20 protein-coding genes and 2 pseudogenes are annotated in these 24,765 nt (G+C 62.0%); 1 reads left to right on the plus strand and 21 read right to left on the minus strand.

All coding sequences use genetic code 11. From position 1 onward, the window contains the following. Positions 1–19: 19 nt before the first annotated feature. The 20 genes and pseudogenes from OKW37_RS33205 to OKW37_RS33300 form a co-directional block, all read right to left on the minus strand. Positions 20–310, minus strand: a complete 291-nt coding sequence (locus tag OKW37_RS33205) for a helix-turn-helix domain-containing protein (RefSeq protein ID WP_429403450.1) — start codon at positions 308–310, stop codon at positions 20–22. After that, positions 288–1,103 (minus strand): hypothetical protein, encoded by an 816-nt coding sequence (locus tag OKW37_RS33210; protein WP_429403451.1) that lies wholly within the window; start codon positions 1,101–1,103, stop codon positions 288–290. The genes OKW37_RS33205 and OKW37_RS33210 overlap by 23 nt, the downstream gene beginning before the upstream one ends. Continuing rightward, entirely contained in the window at positions 1,104–1,781 is a 678-nt protein-coding gene (locus OKW37_RS33215) for a hypothetical protein (protein WP_429403452.1), read from the minus strand. 34 nt (positions 1,782–1,815) lie between these two features. Next, on the minus strand, positions 1,816–2,472 hold the full coding sequence (locus OKW37_RS33220) for a c-type cytochrome (protein WP_429403453.1): 657 nt from the start codon (positions 2,470–2,472) through the stop codon (positions 1,816–1,818). Positions 2,473–2,482: 10 nt separating this feature from the next. After that, positions 2,483–3,967, minus strand: a complete 1,485-nt coding sequence (locus OKW37_RS33225; RefSeq protein WP_429403454.1) for an FAD-dependent oxidoreductase — start codon at positions 3,965–3,967, stop codon at positions 2,483–2,485. 298 nt (positions 3,968–4,265) lie between these two features. Next, a pseudogene (locus tag OKW37_RS33230) lies at positions 4,266–4,379 on the minus strand (electron transfer flavoprotein subunit alpha/FixB family protein); the annotation flags it as partial. 34 nt (positions 4,380–4,413) lie between these two features. Beyond that, positions 4,414–5,703: an acyl-CoA dehydrogenase family protein gene (locus OKW37_RS33235; protein WP_133662661.1), complete on the minus strand. Its 1,290-nt coding sequence runs from the start codon at positions 5,701–5,703 to the stop codon at positions 4,414–4,416. A 198-nt stretch (positions 5,704–5,901) separates the two neighbouring features. Next, positions 5,902–6,465 (minus strand): TetR/AcrR family transcriptional regulator, encoded by a 564-nt coding sequence (locus tag OKW37_RS33240; protein ID WP_429404354.1) that lies wholly within the window; start codon positions 6,463–6,465, stop codon positions 5,902–5,904. A gap of 380 nt (positions 6,466–6,845) precedes the next feature. Further along, the gene (locus OKW37_RS33245) at positions 6,846–8,189 is read right to left on the minus strand and encodes an NAD(P)/FAD-dependent oxidoreductase (RefSeq protein ID WP_429510067.1); all 1,344 of its coding nucleotides are present in this window, start codon (positions 8,187–8,189) and stop codon (positions 6,846–6,848) included. A 178-nt stretch (positions 8,190–8,367) separates the two neighbouring features. Beyond that, positions 8,368–9,609, minus strand: a complete 1,242-nt coding sequence (locus OKW37_RS33250) for a thiolase family protein (protein ID WP_429403455.1) — start codon at positions 9,607–9,609, stop codon at positions 8,368–8,370. A gap of 25 nt (positions 9,610–9,634) precedes the next feature. Continuing rightward, the gene (locus OKW37_RS33255) at positions 9,635–11,188 is read right to left on the minus strand and encodes a class I adenylate-forming enzyme family protein (protein WP_429403457.1); all 1,554 of its coding nucleotides are present in this window, start codon (positions 11,186–11,188) and stop codon (positions 9,635–9,637) included. A 56-nt stretch (positions 11,189–11,244) separates the two neighbouring features. Beyond that, positions 11,245–12,378: a saccharopine dehydrogenase family protein gene (locus tag OKW37_RS33260; RefSeq protein WP_429403458.1), complete on the minus strand. Its 1,134-nt coding sequence runs from the start codon at positions 12,376–12,378 to the stop codon at positions 11,245–11,247. A 220-nt stretch (positions 12,379–12,598) separates the two neighbouring features. Continuing rightward, positions 12,599–13,279 (minus strand): c-type cytochrome, encoded by a 681-nt coding sequence (locus OKW37_RS33265; protein WP_429403459.1) that lies wholly within the window; start codon positions 13,277–13,279, stop codon positions 12,599–12,601. Beyond that, entirely contained in the window at positions 13,280–14,758 is a 1,479-nt protein-coding gene (locus OKW37_RS33270; protein ID WP_429403460.1) for a flavin monoamine oxidase family protein, read from the minus strand. Positions 14,759–14,845: 87 nt separating this feature from the next. Then, complete coding sequence (locus tag OKW37_RS33275; RefSeq protein ID WP_429403461.1) at positions 14,846–15,811, minus strand: WD40/YVTN/BNR-like repeat-containing protein; 966 nt, start codon at positions 15,809–15,811, stop codon at positions 14,846–14,848. A gap of 17 nt (positions 15,812–15,828) precedes the next feature. After that, positions 15,829–18,189 (minus strand): efflux RND transporter permease subunit, encoded by a 2,361-nt coding sequence (locus OKW37_RS33280; protein WP_429403462.1) that lies wholly within the window; start codon positions 18,187–18,189, stop codon positions 15,829–15,831. A gap of 73 nt (positions 18,190–18,262) precedes the next feature. Further along, a complete protein-coding gene (locus OKW37_RS33285) occupies positions 18,263–20,092 on the minus strand; it encodes a DUF1302 domain-containing protein (protein WP_429354123.1) in 1,830 nt (609 codons plus the stop codon). Positions 20,093–20,167: 75 nt separating this feature from the next. After that, positions 20,168–21,532 carry a DUF1329 domain-containing protein gene (locus tag OKW37_RS33290; RefSeq protein ID WP_184060700.1) on the minus strand — a complete coding sequence of 455 codons (1,365 nt, stop codon included), beginning with the start codon at positions 21,530–21,532 and terminating at the stop codon, positions 20,168–20,170. Between the two features lie 76 nt (positions 21,533–21,608). Beyond that, a complete protein-coding gene (locus tag OKW37_RS33295) occupies positions 21,609–22,022 on the minus strand; it encodes a RidA family protein (RefSeq protein WP_184060698.1) in 414 nt (137 codons plus the stop codon). A 17-nt stretch (positions 22,023–22,039) separates the two neighbouring features. Beyond that, complete coding sequence (locus OKW37_RS33300; RefSeq protein ID WP_429403463.1) at positions 22,040–22,873, minus strand: phytanoyl-CoA dioxygenase family protein; 834 nt, start codon at positions 22,871–22,873, stop codon at positions 22,040–22,042. 538 nt (positions 22,874–23,411) lie between these two features. Here OKW37_RS33300 and OKW37_RS33305 point away from each other — a divergent pair. Next, positions 23,412–23,840 (plus strand): annotated as a pseudogene (locus OKW37_RS33305) (LysR substrate-binding domain-containing protein); the annotation flags it as partial. Here the strand turns inward: OKW37_RS33305 and OKW37_RS33310 are convergent. After that, positions 23,841–24,716, minus strand: a complete 876-nt coding sequence (locus tag OKW37_RS33310; RefSeq protein ID WP_429403464.1) for an aldo/keto reductase family oxidoreductase — start codon at positions 24,714–24,716, stop codon at positions 23,841–23,843. It lies immediately after the preceding pseudogene. Positions 24,717–24,765: the final 49 nt, after the last annotated feature.

The following is a 24,765-nucleotide window of genomic DNA, read 5'->3' on the forward strand; positions in this document are numbered from 1 at the left end:
CCCGGTGTTGTCAATGGAATCAGGTGCCGCGGCGGTACGCGCCAGGTGTGCTGCCCGTCCAGTGCCGAAAGGCCCGATGGAAGGCGGTCGGATCATCGAAGCCGATATCATGCGGTGGACGCGGAAACGCAAAGCGGACTTGCAGCAGCGGAACCTTCTGGCCGACGAGCCAGGACGCCACGCCGTGCGCGAGTTTCAGCATCAGTTCCTGACCAAGGACCTCGGCCGATTGCAGACCGAACTCACCCCACGCCGAGAGGACAAGCGGAGCAAACCCGAGCAATGCCTTAAGTGGTTGCGCCAACGCCATGCAAGCGTGCCGGTAACGTCCGTGCGCGGCGGAGCAACTGCCAGCCGAACAACAACATCCACAGCGGCAGAACCAGCACGACGACCATTTCACTGGCATTCGAAAGCGCGTCGAGATCCGGAAAAAAGCCGAACACGAAAAACAAGCCGAAAGCCCAGCCGACGATCTTCAACAGAATCGCTCCCTTCCAGCCCGCGTTCTTGAGCAGTTTGGCCGCAATCAACGTCCAGAAAAGCACGAGGGGGCCTTCGATCCACCAGAGCCCGTTTTGCGTCCCATTGGCTACCGCTGTCCATACTGCCGCCGCTGCGCCTCTCGTGGCATCGTCCCCGCCCGCATACAGATGTGCCAGCGGGTGAAGGATTGCAAACTGCAGAACTGCGCCTGTCACGCCCACCATGACATACAGCACGACGGCCATTGCCACCATGTTGCCGAGCGCGCCCAACTCCTCACGAAATACGTGCACGAAGTATCCGCCGATGACGAGGAACGGCAGGTAGAAGCCAAGCGTGTCGGCAACCATGCACCAGCGGAACAGGTCGCGGATATCCGGTGGCAATGCCAGCATCGATACACCATGCAGCACCATGTCCGCATCCGGGCCCGTCACCGCGACAGACAATCCAACATTCGCGTACGCCAGAATGCCGCCGATGATGGCACTCCAAGCCGTAAAGCGCATTACCTTGCGCGAGGTCTGATTCATCATAGTCTCCAGGATAAAACCTTCAGCGCCGCCCGCGCATGACTCCCGGTTGTCGCGGACCGCGGCAACAGCAACGTTCTTCATTCAATTGCAGTAGGGAGTAGCGTTCTTCGAAGCCACGCTCCCGCTTCGAACACGCTCAAGGGCGCAGTAGCTGTAATAGATCGCCGGCATGAAGTAGGCCCACGTGCACAGCGCAAGCGTGTAAAAATTGAGCACGACGTTGGTTTCCTCACCAGGAATCTTGTAGAAATCGTAGATGCCGGCAATCGCGAGCGACGTCACCAGCGCCACTGCCACGCCCAGCGCCTCAAGCATCGCGCCGACGTTCAGCAATCGCACGATGAAATAAGCGAGATAGATCGACAGCCAGATCCACATCGCCAGATAGTAATAGGGCAAAACGCCAGCGATGAAATCCGCTCCCACAAGGACGAATGTGAGCGCAAACGAGGCGACGAATGCCGCGACGTCCTGGCGAATTGACGGCTTGTAGCCATGCGTAATCGCCATCATGCCCGCGACGGCGATGATGGGCATGCCGAATCCGCGAGAGAACGCATCGAAGAAGTGCGCTACCTCATAGGAAACTGCATTGCCAGTGGCAAAGAATCCGATGGCGTTCGTCGCGGAGATACCGACAATCCACATCTCCAGCCCGAGAAGATAGTTTCGTTTCTTAACGATCTTCCAGCCGTAGAAAAATGAGCTCAATGCCAGCAAAGCACTAGAGAGCATAAGAACTAAAGATCTGAGGTCCATGACTAAACTCCCAACTCAGGTTGCATCTGATTGGTCAATTTTTCTTCGGATCGAGGCTTGCCAGATAGCTCGCGATAGCATTGCGGTCTTCCGGTGAAAAGCCTTGCGACAGGCTTTTCATTACGCCGGTGGGTTCGCTTCGGGTGCCGGAAGCGAACTCGTCGAACTGCGCGAGCAGATAGTCATATCCCTGACCAGCCAAACGCGGAAACTGCTCGTGGCCCATCAATTGGGAACCGTGACATGCGACACAGTTGCCCGCAGCCACCAGGTGCTGTCCCTTCTCGCGCAGTTGCTGATCCGGCTTGAAGTAGCGATTCGCGACAGGGGTCGCACCGGCGAAATACTCAGCGAGGGATTTGATCTGCGGATCGCTCATCGTCATCGCGAGAGGTCCCATGTTCGGATTGCGCCGCGCCTCACCGGCGAAATTGTGGAGTTGGGTTTCCAGGTAGGGGGCCGGTTGGCCCGCCAGGCTCGGATAGCCCTGATGAAGCGAATTGCCCTTGACGCCGTGACACACAGTGCAGGTGTCGGTCACGTGCGGCCAGGGGCCGCCGTCGGCGAGATAGGCTGCTGTCGAAGTAGTGATATAGCCCTGAAGCCTGTAGAGACCTAGCAGATCAGAACCGAAAACGGCCAGCAGCAGGACGATAACCAAAGGAATGCCAATCAATAGGTATTTTTTCATCGCTGCCCTCTTACGCCCGACGCAGGGCATTCAGTGCCTGAAGCGCGCCATGATGCCCGGAGCGCACGGCGCCATCCATGTAGCCGGCCCAGATATTCGCCGTCTCCGTCCCCGACCAGATCAGCTTGCCGCACGACGGGTGCAGCGCTTCTCCGTGGGCGCTCCAGAAGCCCGGCGGAATGGCGGAAATACAGGTAATGGTCCAGGGATCGACCCGGCTCCAGTCCTGATCGTGGTAGGCGATGGGAGACAGCGCATCGTCGCCCCATGCCTGCGCGTAGAGTTGCTTGTGCATGGCCATTGCCGCGTCCCGCTCCGAGGGGACCATCCCATTCTCGACGAACGCGTTGATCACCCCGATCTCCCCAGCGGGCGGGGAGTTGTCGAAGGCCCAGAGGATTGGGCCATTGGCCTGGAAGATGCTGCCGTTCATGCCCTTGTCGCGCCAGAACGGGCGGCGATAGACCATGGCCGTCTTCCGTGCAGGGGAATGCGCGGGCCATGCGCGCTGCAAGGCCGCGCGCTTGTCGGGCAGAGGCGGATCGAACTGCACCTGATGACACAAAGCCGGATGGATGGCCACGACGACGGTCCGTGCCCGCACTTCTCCATGGTCGGTATGCAGGGTGACAACGTCGCCGTCCCATCCGGAAATCTGGCGGACCGGCGTAGACAGTCGCACCTTGTCGCCCAGTTGCTCGGCCATCTTGATGCTGAGGATTTGCGAGCCGCCGACGAAACGGGTTTCCTGGGCGCTGTGCTTGATGCTGTCGAGCTGCGAATAATCGCAATCCGCCGAATTGATCATCGAAAGGAAATGCAGCAACCCCATCTTCGCCGGCGCCGCGCCGCCCGAAAGAATGCTGCTGGCATTCCATGCCACCTGGTCTTCAGGCTTGATGTCCTGCCTCGCCAGCCAATCGCCGACCGAGAGCTTGTCCAGCTCGCCGACCTTCGAGGACGTCCACGGCGCACCACAAGGTACGTCGCGTGACAGCCTGCCGAGCCTTGCTCCGACCGCCTCGTCGGTGCCGAACGTGCCCTTCAGATCGACTGTCATACGCCCCGCACCGCCCAGAATGACCGTATTGCCGTCGTAGTAGGTTGGGAAAGTCCCGACGCCCAGTTCACGCGCGAGATCAGCGACGGCGGTCTGGCCGGGCCCCATCCATTGCCCGCCGACTTCCGAAACGAAGCCACCGGGGATGTTGTAGTTGAGTGTTCGTCCCCCCACACGATCCCGGGCTTCCAGCACCAGAAAGGACTCGCAGCCCGCCTGACGCAGGTCTCGCGCGGCGGTCAGTCCGGCCAGCCCCGCTCCAATGATGGCGACGTCGAGAATGCCGTCCGCGCCTTGCGCGGCCTTGGTAACCGCGGCATGCGACTGTCGGGCACCCATTGCGAGCGTGCCGACGGCAGCCGAGGCACTGGCATATTTGAGCCATTGCCTGCGCTGCAGGTTTGCAGCGCCGTCAGGGGAAGATTTTTTTGCCATAGTGCCTCTGTCTCGTGATGAAGGTTCCCGCTCCTTGCGGCTCACCGAAGCCGCTCTGCTCAGGCGCCAGGTTCCAGGTTCCATATCCGATCGCTACACCTTGCTGCCAGAATCATTCGGAATCCTTTCACATTCATTCGCGCGCCTGGCTGGGAACCGCGAAGTCTGCTGCTTCGCTTATCTGTGTTAGTACAAGCAACCAAAGATAGGTCATAATACACACAAACAAAACAGAAAAAAATACAGAGTAGTCCCCTGTATCTCGAAGCCTGCTCGCGACATCCCACCTTTTATGCGCTCAGATTAACGACACCAACTCCGGCACCACCTGGAAAAGGTCGCCGACGAGACCGTAATCAGCCACGCTGAAGATGGGCGCTTCTCCGTCCTCGTTGACCGCCACGATTACCCTGACGCCACGCCGCGACATCGGGCCGACGACATATTTACTCCTTCGTCCACCCGCCCTGGTAGAGCTTTCCTGCCAGCACGCCGAGGCGCAACGTGAGGTGGTAGTTCTCTCCATCTTCGATCAGTGCGGACCGCACATCGCGGAACAGTTTCTCGATCGGGAATTCGCGGGTGGTGCCATTGCCGCCGAAGAGCTGGAAGGCCTCGTGCGTGATCTTCATCGCTTCCTCGGTCACGCTGACTTTGGCCTGGGCCGTCGCGTAGGGATGGCTCTTCGGAGACAGGCGCGAGAACGCGAGGCTGCGTCGCGCAATGGCCCGCGCCATCTCCAGCCGACGTAGCATCTCGCCCACGCGCAATTGCGTCATCTGGTGATCGATCAACAGCGCCCCGCCCTGCTTACGTTCGTGGCAATACGCCAGTGCCAGTTCGAACGCGGCGCGGGCCACACCCACGAACACCTGGCACATGTGCGTGCCGGCGAACGACCAGGTCGAGGCCAGATTGCCGAGATAATCGTCCTGCAATGCAACGGCGAAACGCTTGGGCACCTTCACGTTGTCGAAGTAGATCTCGCCCTGCGGCAGCGAGCGCTGGCCAATCTTGTCGAGCGGCTTGCCGCGCGAGATACCCGGCAGATCGAGCGGAATGATCATGCCCACGCCGTTGGTGAACATGCCATGTTCGCCGGTACCGTAGAAGCCGTCACCGTAGTCTGCAGCCATATACGCAAGAGCCACCTGCGCGACCGAGCCGTTCGAGATCCACGCCGAACTCTGCCCGTTGATGACGATCTCGTCCGTGCCCACCTTCGCCGTGAGGTTGCCGACCGGCTGCTTGCCGCCCGCGCTGATCTCGTCGCGGTAGAGAATCGCGGCATCGGAGCCGCGGTCGGGCTGGGTGTTCATCCAGCAGCCGATCTTGCCGGTGCACATGTCGATCAGCTCCTGATTGCCAACCGACTGCGCCATCATCAACGGAGCGGGCGCCACGCCGATCGAAACGGCAAGCCCAGCATCACCCCAGCCGAGCTCTTCGCCGATCAGCGATTCGATGCGCACCGCCATGTCTGGGGGAAGCTGCGTGAGAAGCTGCGGATCGAGGCCCAGTTTCGCGCTTTCCATCATGGCGGCCCAGTAAGGCGAACCGGGCGCGATCACTTCCTCCGGCGTCATGCGGTCGAGTTCGCGGCCGACGGGCTTCAGTACATCCCGTGCGAAACGGTGAACCGTGTCCTGGATCGCACGCTCCTCCTCGCTCATCGGCGTTTCGAAACCGGTCAATCCTGCCAGCGGCAACCCTACGGACTTGTGCAGTCGAATCATTTCGGTACTCCTCCTCTCCTGGACGCATGTCGACCGGACTGCCCGACAACCCGGTCATTTCACTTATAGAACACAAATACAAACATAGGTAACAATACAAAACACTAGCTGAAAAAAAAAGACAGGGTATTCCCCTGTCCTCTTTCTACACTGCCATGGCAGCTGTGGCTGCCGGGGCCAGAACTGGCGTGACCTGCCCTAAGCCGCCTTGGCGTCGACAGCCTTCCCCCACACCATCTCATGCGCGACCTGAAGAAATTTCGCTTCGAACCCTCGCATATATGCGCGCTTGCTGCGCGCGGTGCCCAGATGGAGTGTCATTCCGTCCACCATTGAAATGAGCAACATGGCGATATGTGCACTCTCGGCCGCCCCACGCTCCGGATTCACGGCGCGAATGAGCTGGGCAAATTCGCTTGTCAAGGTGTCGTACCATTCGTCTCGCATCTGTGCGCACTCGGGGTCTGTAGACGCAAACGAAAAGAAATGCCACCACAGCGGGATGTTCTTCGAGTCCTTCGCGTCCCGCAACGACTGATCGAGAATGGCGTCGATTGCCGCACGTGGCGAGGCATTGTTCTGGAGCGCCTGTTTCAGAACATCGAGATACGTGTCGATCACCGGCGCCATCACCGCCCGCACGACGTCAGGCCGCGTCGGGAAGTAGTATTGGAGGTTGCTGACACTGATTCCCGCTTTCAGCGCAACGGCACGCAGCGAGAAGTCCATGGGACCATTCTCGAGCAGGAGCTTCCTCGCCACACGAATAATGGCATTGCGCGTACGTATGCCCTGGGCCCGCAGTCCGTCGGGTGCGGTTCCCGTGGAAGGTGCTGCGCTCGACGGGCGCCGCTTACGGGTGCTGGGTTCTTTTGGCACTGTCATCGCTTTCCGTCCTGAGTGAAGTATGACGCCTCGCCGAAGCGAAGCAACGCGGTCACACGAACCGTTCTCTAGGTAAACATGACTATACCTTACACCAGGTTGAACATCCATTTTCATGGCGGGCGCGTGATGCAGCGTTCGTCCTCGCCCAATATCACCTCAATTCGCAGTAGTCAAACATCAAGCGACTCTCCGAATGCCCCCATCGGGGCCTCGAGCGACATGGTCTCCGAAAGCATTCTGTGGCGCTGATCGCATTACGCCCGCTGCGCTTGCGCGGCACGCGCCTTGCCGTTCACACGGTCGTCGAGCACGTTCACCACGCCCAGCGCCCCATTCATGACGCACCATCGCAACGGCTCGGGCAGTGTCGACGGCGTCTTGTGATCCAGCGCCGAAAGGAGCGGATTTTCGGTGCCGCGAATCCGCCCGGCGATCATGTTTCCCACCATGGACTGGGCGGCCACGCCATGCCCGGAGCACCCAGCGCTGTAGAAAATGTTCTGATGCGCGCCCGTTGCCCCGACGACCGGCAGCGCGTCATTGGCAAAGCTGATATAGCCGCTCCAGCATGCCCGCAGCGCGATGCCTTTGAGGGTCGGGAAGCGGTCATGCAGAGCCGTGCGCAGCTCGCGATACGAATCATAGTCGGGTACGTTCGGTGTTTTGGAGCCGTATGGATAACGGAGGCGCTTGGTCGTCACCACGAGCGTGTTATTGACGGTCAGGCGATGGCTTTCCATGGTCCAGTGCGCCGTCACGATGCCTTCGCGTCGCAGCCAACCCAATGCCTTGCGCTGAGCGTCGGAAAGCGGCTCGGTCTCGATCGCCGAGACCCGTAACGGCACGACCTTGTCTGCAAGCAGGCCGAGTTGCGGCGTATAGGCGTTGGTGGCCAGCATCAGAGCCGGGGCACTCGCACTGCCTCGCGGAGTTTGCACCATGATGACCGGCCCTTCCGTGTAAGACAGCAGCGGCGTGTTCTCGTATATCTTCACGCCTGCCCGCAGAGCCGCGCGCCTGAGCCCCATCACGTACTTGCCGGGATGCAGCGTGCCCCCGCGCGGCACGTAGTTGCCAAACAGGAACGCAGGCGGAATGCCACGCGCACGCATCTCGGCCTGATCGAGAAACTCCGACTGAAAGCCCAGCTCGGCACCGGTTCGCATGTCCTCGCGCACCTTGTCTTCCTGCGCGGGATCGATGCCCGCGCGGATAATGCCCGTCTGGTTATAGTCGCAGTCGATCTCGTGCTCCTTGAGCTTTCCCTCCACGAAGGGGACTGCCTCCTCGTAGTAGCGAACGATCTCCCTGCCTTTCTGGTTGCCTATGTCCTTGAGAAAAAGATCGTACTCGAGCGCGAGTGCGCCGGCCAGATAGCCAGCGTTGCGTCCACTTGCACCAAAGCCGGCAAACTCGCGCTCGAGCACGATCACTTTCGCTCCGTGCCTGACCAGTTCCAGCGCAGCCGACAGCCCGGCAAACCCGGCGCCGACGATGATCACATCCGCACTCGTGTCGCCCACGAGTTCCGGCTGTATGTCGCCCGGCCTTTCCACCCAGCCGCCAAGCGCGCGGTACTTCTCCATGTCAGCGGTCATTTTGGCCTCCTCCACTGGCCCAGCCGATTCGACGCGCGCGCATTGCGTGGCCGCCACTGCCGGCACCACTACGGCTACTGCCGCCGCGCCCTTGAGGAAAGTGCGGCGGTTCACTCCGGAGCGCGAGTCGCCTTGCTGTCCTGCCTGGGTTTCCGTTGTCTCGCTCATGCGCGCTCCTTCAAGTCTTGCTCAGAATGTGGACGGCGAGCGCCGCCTCTTCGATACCCTGAAATCCGCCGCCGTTTTCCTGAATTGCGTGCCGCGCGCCGGATACCTGACGCGCGCCCGCTTCGCCGCGCAGTTGAGTCACCAGTTCGTATAGCTGACCGATTCCCGTCGCACCCAGTGGATGGCCTTTCGATTCGAGGCCGCCGGATGTGTTGATTGGAATACGCCCGCCAAGGGTGAACTCGCCGCGCTCGGCTGCGGGGCCGCCCTGGCCGATCGGGACCAGTTGCAGATTTTCAGCCTGGATGATTTCCCCCATTGCCGACGCGTCGTGCACTTCCGCGACATCTATGTCCTCGGGGCCGAGGCCTGCCTGTTGATAGGCCTGCAGCGCGGCGAGGCGGCCGATGTTCTTTTCCGGCTCGTCGGCGCGTCGATGCGTGAAGCTGCGGATCACGCTCGCCGCAATCCGGATGCAACGCTTGTGGTCGGCGCCGATGCGCCGCAGCCCCTCCGTGGTGCAGAGGATCGCCGCTGCCGCACCGTCCGTAACCGGCGCGCACATCGGCAGCGTGATCGGATACGTGATCGGCGGTGCCGCAAGTACTTCGTCGATCGTGAACGGCTGGCGGAACTGCGAATACGGGTTGTGCACCGAATGCAGATGGTTCTTCGACGACACGGCGGCGATCTGGCGTTGCGTGGTGCCGTAGGTCTTCATGTGATACCGGCACAGCGCGGCGTAGACCGACATGAAGCGGCTATAGGGCCGATCGGACTCCGATCCGGGCGGCGGCTCGATGCCTTCGCCGAGCTTCATCAGCCTGGCGAAGTTTTCGTCGACGCGCGACACGTCCCAGCCCGCCTCGAACAGGGCGAATGACTTCGCCTTGTCCGCGACGTTCATTTTCTCCGCGCCGAGCGCGAGCGCCACATCGCAGGCGCCCGACCGAAGTGCCTGCGCTGCGAGATGCACCGCGGTGCTGCCCGATGCGCAGGCGTTTTCGACGTTGTAGACCGGAATGCCTTCAATCCCGATCTTGCTGAACACGACCTGCCCCGGAATTGACAGCTGGCCCTGCAGCGGCCCATTGGTGATGCCGGCATAGAAAGCCGCGCCGATCGCCCCAGCATCGCAACCCGCATCCTTCAATGCTCCGCGTAGCGCTTCGCCCGCGAGATCGTCGATGCTGCGCTCGAAGTGCCGGCCGAACACGGTCATTGCAATGCCGGCGATGTAAATGTCGCTCATGGTGTTTTATCTCAACGTTGCTGACTCAGATCCGGCGGGTTTGACCCTGCCAGTACTGCTCGCGCAGATCCTTCTTCAGCACCTTGCCGGCCGTACTGCGAGGCAGTGCCGCGACGAAGTCCACAGTCTTCGGTGCCTTGATCGAGCCGAGCTTCTCCTTGCACAACGCCACGAGATCTTCGGCATTGACGCTCTGACCCGCGTTGAGCTCCACCACCGCCTTCACGGCCTCCCCCCACTTTTCGTCGGGCACACCGATCACCGCGCAATCCTGCACCGCCGGATGGGCCCAGATCACCTGCTCGACTTCGCTCGGATACACGTTGAAGCCGCCGCTGATGATCATGTCCTTCTTGCGGTCGGTGATGTGCAGATACCCTTCGGAATCCAGATGACCGACGTCGCCCGTGTGCAGCCAGCCGTCGACGATCGTTTCCCCAGTCTTCTCCGGCGCCTTGTAGTAGCCCTTCATGACAAGGTCGCCGCGCACGCAGATTTCGCCGGTCTCGCCCTGCGGCAGGATCTCGCCGCGATCGTTCATGATTTCGACGCGGATCAGCGGGTTGGGCCTGCCGACCGACGAGAGCCGGCTGTCCGGCGCAGGCTTGCCGTCGACGAAGTGCTCGGCAGGCGTGAGATAGGAGATGGACGCGGGGGCTTCCGTCTGTCCGTAGCCGCCCGCCATAACCGGACCGAACACCACGATCGCGCGCCTGAGCTTCTCCACCGACATCGGCGCGGCGCCGTACAGGAAGCACTTGAGCGACGAAAAATCCTGGTCCTCGATGCCGGGGATATCGAGCAGGCGATAGATGACCGTCGGCGGCAGGAAGAACTCCGTGACCCGATGCTTCGCGATCGCCGCGAGAAGAAGCGCCGGCTCCGGCTTGGGCAACACGACCACCGTGCCGCCGCGCGCGGTGCACGGCAGCGAGAGCATTCCCGCAGTATGCGTCATGGGCGCGGCGGCGAGATTCACCGGACGCTCCACGCCATACGGAAACGCCATCATGAACTGCCCGAAGTAGGTTTGAAACGCGCGATGCGTGTTCATCACTCCCTTCGGCAAACCCGTCGTTCCACCCGTGGCCGAAAGGGTCACGATGTCGTCCATGTCGTAATCGACGCGCGGCTCTGTCGCAGGTTGCGCCGCGCTCCACTTCTCGAGCGACGGCGCCCACGGCAGATCGGCATCGATACAGACCCAGAGCCTGACCATGGGCAGACTGGGACGCAGCGCTTCGATCGCCGGTGCGAACGCCTGGTGGAAAAACAGCGCTTCGCAATCGAACGCGTCGAGGAGGTACTGGTTCTCCTGCGGCGCGTTGCGCCCGTTCACCGGGATCCACACCACACCCGCACGCCACAGCGCCAGCGTGCAGGTCCATGCCGTGACGTCGTTGTCGGCCCAGACCGCTGCCTTCGCTTCCTTTTCGAAGCCGGCAGCGAGCAGGCCGTTAGCGATGCGGCACGACAGCGTGTGCACCTCATCGAACGAATAGCTACGCTCGTCCTGGATGTAGGCGATGCCGTTGGGGTTGATGCGCCAACCGCGGTCGAAGAAGTCAATGATTGCCATATCCCGTGTTTCCCTGTCTGTCCTGAATCTGTACCGAAACTGCGCGCTCGCGGCGCTTACAGCTGAGCGACGGTCGCGCGCGCGAGCCCACGCTGCTCGAGGAAGCCGAGCAGATAGCGATGCCCGAATGCCTTGGAACCCGAGGCGAAGCCCACCTTCGCGGTCTCGCCGTCGAGGAGCTTGATAGCCGCGGCCGTCTGGATGGCCCCGGTCGCGATGTACGGCGTGATGCCGTGCACGGTCGCGCGTACGGCCGAGAGCTGGCCGCGACCGATCGCGAAGTCGACAGTGCGATGAAGCGACGTGCGTTCGCGCGGCGGCATGGCCGGCGTGGTCGAGTCGACGAGCTGCTTGAGCACCGCATCCTGCTGCTCGCGCGGCAAGTTCGCGTACTCGGCTTCCCACTTCTGTCCAAGCGCGTGCACCATCTGCATCGCATTGTTGTCGTAGAAGCCCACGCAGGAAACGCAGCTGCGCACGCGCGGATCGTGCTCGAAGTAGACCGGCAGCGACGTCCCGCCCCACGGCAGGGCGAACACGGGCTGAAGGAAGTCGGGAGAGGCGATGTTGAACGAAGCGTGGCTGTCATGCGGCACCAGCTTCTTTTCCCACAGATAGCATGCTTCCTGACGATAGCCTTCGAAGATGGTCGCAGTGGAGCCCACGCTCACACCGGCGCCGGCGCCGCGCGGGCCGCGCGTGAGCGTGGCGGTCTCCAGCGCATCGAGACCGGGCGTTTCAAGCGCCAGTTCGGCGGCGATTTCCGCGAACGTGTACATGTAGGCATTCGAGGGCGATACCAGCAGCCCCGCCTGCCGGAACTTCTCGCCGAACTGTTCGCGAACCTGGCGGATATAGTGCTGCTCGCCAGTGGTGTCGAGGTAATGGCAGCCTGCCTTGAGCGCCGCTTCCACGGCGGTAAGGCCGAAATTGAAGAACGGCCCGACCGTGTTGCACACGACCTTTGCACCGCGAAAGGCATTCACGAGCGAATCCACGTTGTGCTCGGCTTCGATGACTTCGTAGTTCGCCGATTCGAGGCGCACGACACGCTGCGCCATCATGTCCTGCGTGCGCTTCGCGTTACGCGCGACCGCCGTAAAGGGAATGTCCTGGTCGATGAGCCAGTCCATGATCAACATGCCGGTGTAACCGCTTGCGCCATAAACGACGACGGGATGCTTTGCCATGCTTGTCTCCTGAAACGTGATTGGTTAAATGTTGCGTCTGTCAAATGCGGGGATGTCGCCGGCGGCTGGAACAGCGCCGTCAGTCAGTGTTGCGATGAAGCACGCTTCATTAATAGAACACAATACCCAACTTAGGTCACATTGACAACTTAACGGAACTGAAAAAATACGGGGTATTCCCCTGTCACCCCCCCTGTTCCTGCCCGTTACGCCATGGCAGCTATTGCGTGCCTGCGGCACTGCCACCCGGCGTCAGGCTCGCCAGATAGCTGGCCACCGCCTGGATGTCTTCGCCGGACAACGTGGCCGCCATCCCGTTCATTGCGCCGCTCGGGTCACGACGCTCGCCCGTCTTGAACGCAGCAAGCTGCTTCGCGAGATAGGCTTCGCCCTGGCCCGCCAGTCGTGGCACCAGGTTGCGACCCATGAACGACGCCCCGTGGCAGGCCTGACAGCTTTTCGCCGCTACGAGCGCCATCCCGCGCTTTTCGAGCGCTGCCTGGCCGTGCACCGCTTCGCTTTGGGCCGGCGTCTGCCGCGCGAAATAGACAGCCAACGACTTGATCTGCTCGTCCGTAAGCTCCCTCGCAATCGCCCCCATGTGGGGGTTAGGCCGCAGGTCGCCGGCAAACGCGTGCAACTGGGCGACGAGATAAGCTTCTGGCTGTCCGGACAGCGCCGGATACCAGGCGTTGACGGACTGCCCGTGCGCACCGTGGCAGAAGTAGCAGGTCTCCTGCGGTTGCGGCCATGGGCCACCGTTGGCCACTGCCGTCTTGTCGATCTCGCTCATCGCCTTTTCGAAATGCATACCGTCGAGGTAATCGCGTCCGTAGAGCGCTCCCACGCCCGCGACGCCTGCCAGCACAACGGCTGCGCTTACGATCCATGCCCGTTTCATTCACGCCTCCTCGCCGCGTCGAGTGAAGCCGGCCAGCGCCTGCAAGGCAGCGCGGTGGCCCGAACGCACGGCACCGTCCATCGCGCCGGCCCAGATGTCGGCGGTTTCGGTCCCTGACCAGATCAGGCGCCCCACTGCGGGATGCAGATACTTGCCCCACCTGGTCCAGAAGCCCGGCGGCATGGGATTGATGCAATGCAGGGTCCATGGATCGACCCGGCCCCAGTCGTAGTCGTGGAACTGCGTCGGATGCAGCGCGCGGTCGCCGAATGCCTTGGCAAAAGTGGCCGACAGCGTCTTTTCGGCCATCGCGGAATCGTCCGGCAACATCCCCGGCGCGACGAATGCGGCGATCACGCCGAGCGATGCATCGGGAGGCGAGTTGTCGTACGCCATGAAGACGGGGCCACCGACCTGGAAGATCGTTCCGCAATAACCGGCGTCGTGCCAGAACGGTTTGTCGTAGACGTGGACCGTCTTGCGCATGGGGGCGTTCGTGGGCCAGTTCTGCTGGAGTTGCGCCCGCCCGCCGGGCAACGGCGGATCGAAAACAACCTGATTGCACAGGGCCGGATTCATCGCGACGATCGCACGACGCGCCTTAACCACGCCCTGATCGGTGTGCACCTCCACAACGTCACGATCCCAGCCGGTGACCTTGCGCACGGGCGAGGACAGCCTGACCTTGTCGCCGAGTTGCTCGGCCATCTTGATGCTCAGACGCTGCGAACCGCCGACGATGCGCGTTTCCTGCGCGCCGCCCTTGAACGCTTCGAGCTGCGTGTAGTTGCAGCTTGCACTGTTGATCATCGATAAGTAGTGCAGCAGACCCAGCTGCGCCGGCGCACCGCCCGTGGTCAGCTTCGCGGCTAGCGCAAGAAAGTAGCCGTCCTCGTATTTCACGCCCTGCTGCAAGAGCCACTCGCCGTAAGAGAGCTTGTCCAGTTCCGCCAGATGCGGTGCTTTCCACGGCGCGCCGGACGGCACGCCGCGCGACAGTTGGGCAAGCCGGTTGCCGATCGTGTCGTCACCCCCCGTGCCGCCATGAAAATCCTGGGCCACCGTAGCGCCCTGCGCCATCACGACGGTCTTACCCGTGTACCAGCTCGGAAACGTATCGATCTCGAGTTGACGTGCCAGATCGAAGATCGCGGTCTGGCCGGGACCGATCCACTGCCCTCCAGCTTCGGAAACGACGCCGTGTCCGAGGTCGTGGTTATAGGTGCGTCCACCGACGCGGTTGCGTGCCTCGAGCACGACGAACGAATCGCATCCGGCCAGTTTGAGGTCACGGCCCGCGGTCAATCCAGCGAGACCCGCGCCGATGATCGCGACGTCCAGAATGTCGCCGTTCATGGGCTTCGTTACGGCGGCCTGTGCCAGCGACATGCCGCCGGCCGCGAGTGACGCCGCGCCCATCGCCGTAACGCGTAGCAGCTGGCGCCGGGTCTGTGTATCCGGCTTACGTTTCCGATCCATCTTTCATGCCCAATTCAGTTTCATTGTTTCTCCCCTTTCTTCTCCGCTCTTAAGGAGAACTCTTAATAAGATAGCGACTGGCGCTTCTCAATGGATCGTCAGCACCCCCTCCTGCGAAAACAACACCGGTTTGCCGGCGCCATCAATCAATGCGACGGTGAGCGTTGCGCGATCGTCGCGCTGATGAACCTCGAACGACGTGCTGCCCTCGCGTTGCCGGAACACAAGGCCATCGAGCCCGACGCCCATCAGTCCGTTTCGAGTCGCTACGAGATCGGTGATCGAACTCTTCGTGCCCGCGTTCAGCGCCGCCCACGTCGCCCCGCCGTCGCTGCTCTGGTACAGGCTGCCCAGCAGCCCGCCCACCACGATCCGCCCGTCGGGCAGCGCCACGCCCGTCCACAGCGTGCCCTTGCCGCCCGTTGCCTGATAGCTCCAGTTCGCGCCACCATCCGTGGACTTCAGCACCATCCCCTGTTCCGAATCGATATAGAGCGCGCCCTTGCTGTCGGCAAAAATGTGGTACAGGTTGCGGTCCGCCCTCGTGCCACCCGGCGGCTTCGGCACAGTCACCTTCGTCCACGTCTTGCCGCCGTCGTGCGTGGCGAGCATCAGCGACCACAGGCCTACGGCCACGCCATCTCTCTCGCTCGTGAACAGCACTGAGAAGAGCGGCTGGTCCACCGAGAGGTCCATGCGCTGCTTCTGCCAGGTCTCGCCGCCGTCGCCCGTTGCGAGAATCACGCCCCACTGGCCGACCGCCCAGCCGTGCTGCGCGTCGGTAAAGGTGACTGCCGAGAGCGTCGCCGAAACAGCCACTCCTTTCGCCTGGCGCCACGTCGTTCCTTCGTCATCCGATATAACGATGACGCCGTGCTCGCCCACCGCCACGATGCGCTTACCCGCACGCGTGGCGTCCAGCAGCATCATGTGGGACGGGGCCGCCCACGCGTGTGCGGGCATCGCCGCCCACTCCGCAATGGCTCCCGGCGGCAGAGCCCAGACTGCCGCACTCGCGCACAGCGCGGCACAAGCAACAAGTATCTTGATCATGACTGCGTCTCCCCTGTTCAATGGCTGAAGAGTCCAGGCGCACGCGCCGGTTTGCGCCTCGGGAACCACCGTTCCAGCACAGAGGCCAGCGCCGGCAGTGCCGTCATCGCCATCAGCAGGTTCACCAGGAACATGAACGCCAGCAGCTTGCCCATGTCGGCCTGGAACTTCAGCGCCGAGAAGCTCCACGTCGCCACGCCAATGGCCAGCGTGATAGCCGTAAAGATCGTCGCCACACCCACTTCCAGCATTGCGTGCTGCACAGCCTTCACGATGTTCTGCCCGCCCGCCAGATGCACCTGCAGCCGGTTGTAGATATAGAACGCGTAATCCACGCCAATACCCACCGCCAGCACCATGACGGGCAGCGTCGCCACCGTGAGCCCGATCTGCAGTTCCTTCATGAACCAGTAGCCGATGAAGGTCGCCACCGAGAGCGGCAGGCAGCACGCGAGCATCGCGCGCCAGTCGCGGTAGGCGAGGAACACCAGTATCAGGATCGCTGCATACACGTAGAGCATCATGGGCAGTTCGCTCGCTGCCACTTCCTCGTTGGTCGCGGCGAGTACGCCCGCATTGCCCGCCGCGAGACGCACAGTGATGCCCGGGAACGGATGCGTAGCGCGATACGTCTTCACGTCGTCCAGGATCCGGCTGATCGTCTTGGCCTTGTGGTCGGTGAGAAACAGGTGCACGGCCGTCATGCTGCAATCCGCCTTCATGAAGCCCTTCACCCGGCCCACATCCACCGAGACCGCGCCGTAGTTCCCAGGGTCGATCGGCACGACATTCATCTTCGGGTAGTCCTCGTTGTAGCCCTGGTTGTAGCGGCGCAGCATCGCCGAGTAGGACTCGACCGACACCACGCCTCGCTCGGTGCGCATCGCGCTCGTGAGGTCGTCCTCGTACAGGCCGACTGCCGGGTTATCGCAGCCCTTTTGCGCCGACTCGATCGCGACAGTGAGCCAGTCGAGGCCGATGTCGTAGCTCGAAGCGATCGACGTGGCATCGCGGTTGAAACGCGCATCCGCACGCAGTTCTGGCGCGCCCGGCTGCAGTGTGCCGATCACACGGTCGCGGCTTTGCCACGCGGCAAGTGCGAACACCACCAGCGTCAATGCAACGGTCACGCCTGCATAACGCGGCTGGGCGATGCGCGCGAGCCCGCGCAACCACGCCGAGCGCCGCTCGCTGCGCTCGAGCGCGCTGTCCGCGTAGCTCTTCGCGAAGTTGAAGCATGACGCCGCCACCGGCAGCAGGATCAGATTCGTCACGATCTTGTATGCGACGCCGAGCGACGCCGTGATCGCCAGTTCCCGCACCATCGGTATCGGAATCAGCAGCAGCGTGATGAACGATACGAATGCGGTGACGAGTGCCAGTACACCCGGAATCAGCAAACCACTGAAGCTGTGCCGCGCCGCATCGAACGAGCTGTTGCCGTGCGCAATCTCCCGCACGATGAAATTGACCTGCTGTACACCGTGCGAGACGCCAATCGCAAAGACCAGGAATGGCACCAGCACCGCGAGCGGGTCCAGTCCAAAGCCCAACAGCTTCAGCGTGCCGAACTGCCAGACGAGCGATGTCAGCGAGCATGAAATCAGCAGCACCGTGAAGCGCACCGAATGGCAGTACCAGTAGACCGCAAGCGCCGTGAGCAGCAACGCGATGCCGCAGAAGCCGAGCACGGCGGTCGCGCCATCGGCGATATCGCCGATCTGCTTCGCGAAGCCAATGATCTGGATTTCATAGCCCGCATCTTCAAACGGTTTGCGGATCTGGGCTTCGAGCAGGTGGTTGAACGCCACGTAATCGAGCACCTTGCCATTGCGGTCCCGCTCGTTGAGCTCGGCCGTAATCATGGCGCTGTCTTCGTTGTGCGAAACGAGCGTGCCGATATAGCCGCCGAGTGTCGTCGCACGGCGCACCTTCGCGACAACGTCGGGCGTGAGCTGGTCGGGCGTGATCGTGCCGGAGATGATTGGCTCCGCGCGGAAGCCCTCGTCGGTGATCTCGTTCACGTAGGCGTTCGGCGTCCACAGCGACTGCACGCCAATGCGGTCCACGTTCGGCAGGTACGTCACCGCCTGGGTCACCTTGTACAGTCGCGTAAGCCCTTCTTTCGTCCAGATCGAGCCCTTGCGTGCACGCACGACCACGGTGATCCGGTTCGCGCCGAGCAGGTCGGAGCGGTACTTCTGGAAAGTCTGAATGTATTCGTGGCCGATCGGCATCTGCTTCTCGAAGCCCGCATCCATCCGCAACTGCACGGCAAAAAATGCCATGACCACGGTGAACAGGCCAATGCTCACCAGCACCGCCATGCGGTGACCGAAGAACACCCTTTCCAGCGTTTTTACCAGACGATTTAACACGGCATTTTCCCTTCAAATGTTTCGGCAGCTCCGGCGACAAGCGGCATCGGACCCCACACCGGCGCTTCGGCCATCAGAAGTTCCGGGTGACGAACATGCCGACGAAGTTGCGGTCTGCGTAGGGATTGCCTACGGTGTTGTGCCCACCCCAGAACAGCGTGTAATTGATGCCCGCCTGCCAGACCGTCGGGTTCTGGTTGAACAGCACGTAGAGGTTCAGCGACTTCGAGCCCTGCAGGTAGTTCGCGGTAAGCGTCGGCGTATAGCCGTAGAGTCCGTCGGCGAACGTCACGCCCGGCGTCACCTGCCAGCCATGAATCAGCGTGCCGTCGTAGGTCCAGTTGAAATCGATGGTTGCGCCCACGGAGCTCGACGTGCCCTGCGCCATGCCGATCGGGTAGCCCAGGCTGGATCCGTTGTTCAGCCAGGGCAGGTAGCCCGCCTGAGGCACCTGCGTGACCGTCTGGCCATCCACCGAGCGCGTGACGCCGCGCTGGCTCAGGCCAGGGTAGTAGATCCATGTGAGCTCCCAGGTCAGCGTCGCTTCATCCGCACCGAGCAGCTTGAGGAACGGATACTCGCTGCGCGTGAGCGCCAGCAGCCCGTTGATGTCGTACTGGAGCTTCTTCATGTCGGCCCATTGCTGGCAATTCACGCCGGCCACGCCGTTGGTGTTCAGGTCCAGTGGGCCACCTGCGCCATAGCAGCTCGACAGTGCGACGGCATCGTGCGGCCGGTACGAGAGCTCGGTGCCGATCGCCCAGTTGCCGATCCCGAAGTTCGCGCTGGCGCCAAAGAGCTGACGGTTCTGCAGATACGACCAGTCCAACGTCCCATTGGCCAGAGACGAAAGCACCGGCGACTTGTCGGTGTAGTTCTCGTAATAGACAGCAAAGTTCGCATCGAAGGAGCGCGGCGAATAGTTGAACTTCATGCCGAACTGCGGATGGTACTTCGATGGCGCCTGCCAGTTGACGGGCAGGCCGACAACGTTAAAGGGAGGCCCCGCAAACGCACCGCTGACGAGGCCGTTATTGATGCCGTCGAGCACGTTCTGGTTGCCGCTGCTGGCCCCCGCGATGGTGCCGGCGCTGGGGCCGGCCACGTTCAGATTAGTGGTGCTCACCGTATACGGGTTGGTTCCCCGGCCCAGGCTGTTCGATACCGACCAGAACGAGCCCACCGGCGGATAGCGGTTGCCGTTCCACGAAAACTGGTAGTAATCCTCAGTACTAAAGCCATGAGAAAGGTCCGCTGCAAAGCTGATCATCGGCGCGGGCAGCAGCGCCTGCTTCAGCTGAGAGCCGGGAATCAGCAGCTTCTGCACGTCGAGCGAGTTGGTGGCGTTGATACCGCCCTGCGCGAACATGCTCTCGCCCCAGTTGACCACCTGGTTGCCGAGGCGCACGTGCGCGTTCTGCCCGTTGATCGTGAAATCCTTCTCGCCCCACAGGTCGAGCAGTTGCACGTTGTAGACGACCTGCGCCGCAGCGGTGCTCGACAGCGGCGTGCGGTTCGTGTCGCCGGCGAGGAAGTCGTACATACCCGTGCCACGGATCATGAACTTTAGGCCCTCGCTTGGCATCTTGAAGAGCAGTTCGCTCGTCGCGCTGATGTAGGTGCTGAAGGGCTGACCCTTGCGGTAGTTCAGATTACCGTCGTCACCCACGCCCCATTGATTGGTGTTGGCTGCCGCGCCGCAACCGAACGAGTTCGGGTCGCCGGTAAGCGAGCAGCTCGGGTTTTTTGTGCGGATGCCCGCGCCCCCCGTGAGGTTGGTCACCCATGAACCCGTGAGATCACCCAGACCCGTCGTGAACTCATAACCGTACGCACTTGTCGCAGCCGTACCGAACATGGCCAGCGACGCCGCAATATATCTTCCGATGATCTTTGTTTTCATGGATCTCCCCTGCCGTCACCCTCGATCCCTGCGCACGTCACCGATGCACGCCGGTCCCTGGTCCTTCGCCGAACTTCAGCGCTCGCTCACCGATCGCAAGGATTCAGCCGTGAAGAAGTCCGTCTTGAAACGCGGGTCGTTGACCTGCTGGTACCAGCGAATGTCCTTACCCTGGCCAATCGACGAAGCGTCGAACACGTAGCGTCCGTTGTTGACGTCGTACTGCACGAACGGCTCGTTATCGCAGGCGCCGCCCAGTTCCCACACCGGGATCGGGTAGCTCTCGCGCACCTTCCAGAGCTTGCCCTGCGCGTCATAGTCCTCGCCCACGAGCGCAAGCCAGCTATCCTCGTCCAGGTAGAACACCTTCTTCGACGCAACGTGGCGCGCCGTGGGCTTGAGCGTCGCCTCCACGACCCAGACGCGGTGCACCTCGTAGCGGCGATGATCGGACGAGATGCCATTGGGCGTGGCGACGTCATGCAGTTTGTCCTTGAAGGTGTACATGCCGAAATCGTTATACGGGACGATCATTTCCTTCTTGCCTACGAGCTTCCAGTTGAAGCGGTCGATTGAGCCGTTCAACATGTTGGATTCGTCGATCAGATACTGATTCTCGAAGCCGATCAGTGGCGCATCGTGCGTATAGGCCGGCATGCGTCTCACCCGGCGTTGGCCGGGGAAGTAGTAATACGTTTCCGAATCCTTATCGAAGTACTGCCGCTGCACGAAGGCCTGCCCGGCCAGTGCTGCCGGCGAATCGACGGAAAAGTAGGCACCGAGACTGAGTTGGTCAACATCCTGCGGCGTGCTGCTGCCATCCTTGCCCCCCGGGAAATAGAACACCTGGGGACCGATTGCGTCGATCCAGTCGCTGCCGCCCGGGCGCGGTGAAATGGACGTGACAACCGGCGACCACTCGACCCCCTCGCCGCGGTACCGTGTTTCATAGTTGAGGATCGCCTCGGCGCCGTTTTTCGGCTGCGGAAACGCCACGCCTGGTAGCGCCGCTGCCTGCAGCGTCTCGCCATCCGAAGCGAGTTTCGCCGTCGTGAGATTTGCCTTCGAATTCTGCTCGGCGAAATCCGGCAGCTGGCATTCGCGGTGGGACGGATAGACGTCCATGCGGTAGCCCTTCAACTGCTTGACGAGCTGAATCTCCCCCGGTGACAGCTTTTCGGCGTATTTGTCGACGTTCGACGCATCGATCGTGTACAGGGGTTTTTCGTTCCTGTACTTCCAGAAGTCACCGCGGACCTTGCCCCACTCCCAGCCGGCCGGCGTGGCTTCCCTGCCGGCAAACGCCGGCACGAGTCCGTCCTTGCTGGCCGCGCGCTCGGCGCCTGACGGCGTGAGGTCGTCGGCAACTGCCACTCCGGCCACGAGCAATAAAGTAGCCGCGACGGCGGACATGGTTCCGATGGTGTGCTTTCTCATCATGACTCTCCTTCCGATCCCATTTTCATTCGTAGTACGCATCGTTAGAATCAAACCCTACACATCGGGGCCGAACCGCTCAGTCCTCGCCGCAACCTGCCACTGCCACAGCCCGAATCTCGATGCACAACTCTGGCAGCGCCAATTGTGTTACGCCAACCGCGGTCCACGACGGATAGCGCGCCGGGAAGTACGCGTCCTTGACCGCCGAAAAGGCCTCCATTTCACCGCGTAAGTCCGTGTGAAAGGTGGTCAGCTCCACCACGTCGGAGAGGCTCGCGCCCGCCGTCTCGAGCACGGCTTTGAGCGACTCGAAGGCGATGCGGGCCTGCGCCGGCATGCCCTCGCCGGCTTTCATATCCGTGCCGATGCCGACCTGGCCGGAGACCCAGATCGTGTTCCCCACGCGGGTCGCGGGTGAAAAGTGGTAAGCGTCGTAGAACGCCTGGAACGGCGGCGGGATGATCGATTGCCGCGTAGTGGACATTGTCATGATGGTGGCCCCTTTGGTCAGACGAGTTGACGGAAACACGGTGCGCGAAACGGATCCCCTTCTTTCAACGCGGCAAGTTCTTCGATGAGCAAGACACCGGACGACGTGAAGCCCGGGACGCTCGGTTGCGGCAGCGGACTGAAAACCGCGTCGTCGCCGAAGAAGCGCAGCACGAGCGTGTGGCGCTCTGGAAACGCGCTGTCCACCGCGCCGCCGCCGTGCAGCACGCCCGGATGCAGCAGCAGGACGTCACCGGGCTCCGTCGCCCACGAAATGATGTCGTAAGCAGCCGGGTTATCGCGGCGCTCAGCTTCGATATTCGGCAGGCGCGGCCAGACATCGCCGCCATGGAGAGGATCAGTCGGATCTTCAGCATTTTGAAAGGTCGTGCCATCGTGACGCGGACCTCGATGGGATCCCCGCACAATCTCAAGCGCATTCTGTTTGGGGACGGCCTCAAAGCTGATCCACGCATTCCCGAGGTACATCCCCTCCCATGGCAGGTAGGACGTGTCCTGATGCCACGGCGAGCGACCGCTCCTGCCTCCACTTTTGAGGAACAGCTCCTCTGCGAAATACCAGACGTGATCCGAGGCCCACAGGTTCGCGAACAGTCGGCCGAACGGCAGTTGGCCAACCAGCTCGTCCAGACGCCCCTTCGCATACGGATTGGCGTTGTCGTTGTGGGTCTTGTGTACCGTGCCTTCGAACAGGCTGCAAGCCATAGGCCCGGGGTTCTCTATGCCCCAGTCGAAGACCTCCCGGCACCGGGCCAACTGCTGCTCGCTGAGAAGACCTTTGACGAGAACGGCGCCGTCCTCGGCGAACGCCTCGCGCGTGGCTTCATCCATGTCTGAACTCCTGAATCGTCAATCGGCAGCCCGGTTCAAAACGCTTCCCGCGGCACCTTCATAGAAAATACTACCAAAGTTAGGTCATGATACAAAACCTAAAAAAAGAAAAAAGAGAGGGAATTCCCTGCCTTCACAAGGTTGAGCACAAGATGCCAAGCCACGGTTAGAAGCAGAACGCGGCTCCTGTTCCTGCAAGCAGCTCGGGCGCCGAGGTCCCGCCTTCGAGGACGAAAGCGATGAGCGGGCCGTCCGAACCTCCTTGCTTTATTTTGTAAACATACCTATCTTAGTCTTTATGTACAGTATTTGTGGCCGTCTGGCATATCCGCACCTTTGGTAGTCGTGGCACAAGAGCGGTGCCGCGGCATCGAGAGGCGTGAGAACGTGGCTGGGATCGGCTTTTGCCGCGAAACCGGGGCGGCGCCCGTTAGCGACGGAAGGAGTGGGAGATGGTGATGTCCAACATTCTCAGCAATTGGATTTATATGGGCAGCAACGCATACGACGCATACAAGTTCGTGCCTTGGCTGAAAGCGAAGGCGCGCCCGAAGGCTTGCGCCGTCGCGTGCTGTTTGCCGAGCGCTACGTGCTGGTCGGCCGCGCGGGTCATCCGAAGCTGAAGCGCCGGCCCACCCTCGCGCAGTTCTGCAAGCTCGAACACGTGATCGTGTCGCCCGATGGCGGCGGCTTTTTCGGCGTCACCGACCAGACGCTCGCGAAGGTGGGTCTCGCGCGCAAGGTCGTGCTGTCGGTGCCGCACTTTCTGTTCATGCAGTCGGTGCTCGCGAGCACGGATCTCGTGGGGATGCTGCCCGCGCGTCTCGTGCGCGGCACGGACGCGCTGCGGATAGTCGAGCCGCCCGTCGAGATGCCGGGCTACGAGATGGCGATGCTATGGCACGAGCGGGTGCATCGCGATCCCGCGCATCAATGGTTGCGGGAGTTCATCGCGGCATCGGTGTAATCAGCCCTTTTCAGCGCCGATCGCATTCAGTTGATCGAGCACCTCGTCGCTGAGCTTCAACTGCGCCGACAGCAGGTTTTCACGCAGATGAGTCACCGAAGACGTGCCCGGAATCAGCAGAATGTTAGGTGCCCGATGCAATAGCCAGGCAAGAGCGACCTGCATCGGCGTTGCCTCGAGCTTGCGCGCAAGCTCCGACAGCTCGGACGATTGAATCGGCGTGAAGCCGCCCAGCGGGAAAAACGGCACGTAGGCGATGCCCTGCTCCGCGAGCGCATCGATCAACGCATCGTCGTCGCGATGCACGAGGTTGTAGTGGTTCTGCACGCACACGACCTTCGTGATGCGCTGAGCCTCGGCAATCTGCGCGGCCGTCACGTTGCTCAGGCCGACATGACGCACGAGCCCGCGCTGCTGCAGCTCGGCAAGCGCCGTGACCTGCTTTTCGATCGAGCCCTCGCTCGGCTCGTGCACGTTGCCCATCACGCGCATGTTGACCACGTCGAGCGCGTCGAGCCCGAGGTTGCGCAGATTGTCATGCACCGCGCGCTCGAGGTCGGCGGGCTCCTGCGCCGGCAGCCAGGCGCCGGCGCCGTCGCGCACCGCGCCCACCTTCGTCACGATCGTCAGATCGCGTGGATACGGGTGGAGCGCCTCGCGGATCAACTGATTGGTCACGTGCGGCCCGTAAAAATCGCTGGTATCGATGTGGCCGACGCCCGATGCGACCGCCTCACGCAGCACCGCGAGCGCCGCGTCGCGGTCTTTCGGCGGCCCGAACACGCCGGGGCCGGCCAGCTGCATCGCGCCATAGCCCATGCGCCGCACCGGGCGGCCGGCTAGTGCGAAAGTGTCGATGGAGCTGAAGTTCGGCATGACGATCTCCTTGTGAAGTGATGAGCGGCAGTATCGCCGGAATTGCGTT

Source organism: Paraburkholderia sp. MM5482-R2 (assembly GCF_050436125.1).
Lineage (GTDB): Bacteria > Pseudomonadota > Gammaproteobacteria > Burkholderiales > Burkholderiaceae > Paraburkholderia > Paraburkholderia tuberum.

What these genes read in the sequence shown, in the direction of transcription:
- OKW37_RS33205 (WP_429403450.1), bottom strand. Translation starts at nt 310, where the DNA reads ATGGCGTTGGCGCAACCACTTAAGGCATTGCTCGGGTTTGCTCCGCTT.
- OKW37_RS33210 (WP_429403451.1), bottom strand. Translation starts at nt 1,103, where the DNA reads ATGAAGAACGTTGCTGTTGCCGCGGTCCGCGACAACCGGGAGTCATGC.
- OKW37_RS33215 (WP_429403452.1), bottom strand. Translation starts at nt 1,781, where the DNA reads ATGGACCTCAGATCTTTAGTTCTTATGCTCTCTAGTGCTTTGCTGGCA.
- OKW37_RS33220 (WP_429403453.1), bottom strand. Translation starts at nt 2,472, where the DNA reads ATGAAAAAATACCTATTGATTGGCATTCCTTTGGTTATCGTCCTGCTG.
- OKW37_RS33225 (WP_429403454.1), bottom strand. Translation starts at nt 3,967, where the DNA reads ATGGCAAAAAAATCTTCCCCTGACGGCGCTGCAAACCTGCAGCGCAGG.
- OKW37_RS33235 (WP_133662661.1), bottom strand. Translation starts at nt 5,703, where the DNA reads ATGATTCGACTGCACAAGTCCGTAGGGTTGCCGCTGGCAGGATTGACC.
- OKW37_RS33245 (WP_429510067.1), bottom strand. Translation starts at nt 8,189, where the DNA reads ATGACCGCTGACATGGAGAAGTACCGCGCGCTTGGCGGCTGGGTGGAA.
- OKW37_RS33250 (WP_429403455.1), bottom strand. Translation starts at nt 9,609, where the DNA reads ATGAGCGACATTTACATCGCCGGCATTGCAATGACCGTGTTCGGCCGG.
- OKW37_RS33255 (WP_429403457.1), bottom strand. Translation starts at nt 11,188, where the DNA reads ATGGCAATCATTGACTTCTTCGACCGCGGTTGGCGCATCAACCCCAAC.
- OKW37_RS33260 (WP_429403458.1), bottom strand. Translation starts at nt 12,378, where the DNA reads ATGGCAAAGCATCCCGTCGTCGTTTATGGCGCAAGCGGTTACACCGGC.
- OKW37_RS33265 (WP_429403459.1), bottom strand. Translation starts at nt 13,279, where the DNA reads ATGAAACGGGCATGGATCGTAAGCGCAGCCGTTGTGCTGGCAGGCGTC.
- OKW37_RS33270 (WP_429403460.1), bottom strand. Translation starts at nt 14,758, where the DNA reads ATGGATCGGAAACGTAAGCCGGATACACAGACCCGGCGCCAGCTGCTA.
- OKW37_RS33275 (WP_429403461.1), bottom strand. Translation starts at nt 15,811, where the DNA reads ATGATCAAGATACTTGTTGCTTGTGCCGCGCTGTGCGCGAGTGCGGCA.
- OKW37_RS33285 (WP_429354123.1), bottom strand. Translation starts at nt 20,092, where the DNA reads ATGAAAACAAAGATCATCGGAAGATATATTGCGGCGTCGCTGGCCATG.
- OKW37_RS33290 (WP_184060700.1), bottom strand. Translation starts at nt 21,532, where the DNA reads ATGATGAGAAAGCACACCATCGGAACCATGTCCGCCGTCGCGGCTACT.
- OKW37_RS33295 (WP_184060698.1), bottom strand. Translation starts at nt 22,022, where the DNA reads ATGACAATGTCCACTACGCGGCAATCGATCATCCCGCCGCCGTTCCAG.
- OKW37_RS33300 (WP_429403463.1), bottom strand. Translation starts at nt 22,873, where the DNA reads ATGGATGAAGCCACGCGCGAGGCGTTCGCCGAGGACGGCGCCGTTCTC.
- OKW37_RS33310 (WP_429403464.1), bottom strand. Translation starts at nt 24,716, where the DNA reads ATGCCGAACTTCAGCTCCATCGACACTTTCGCACTAGCCGGCCGCCCG.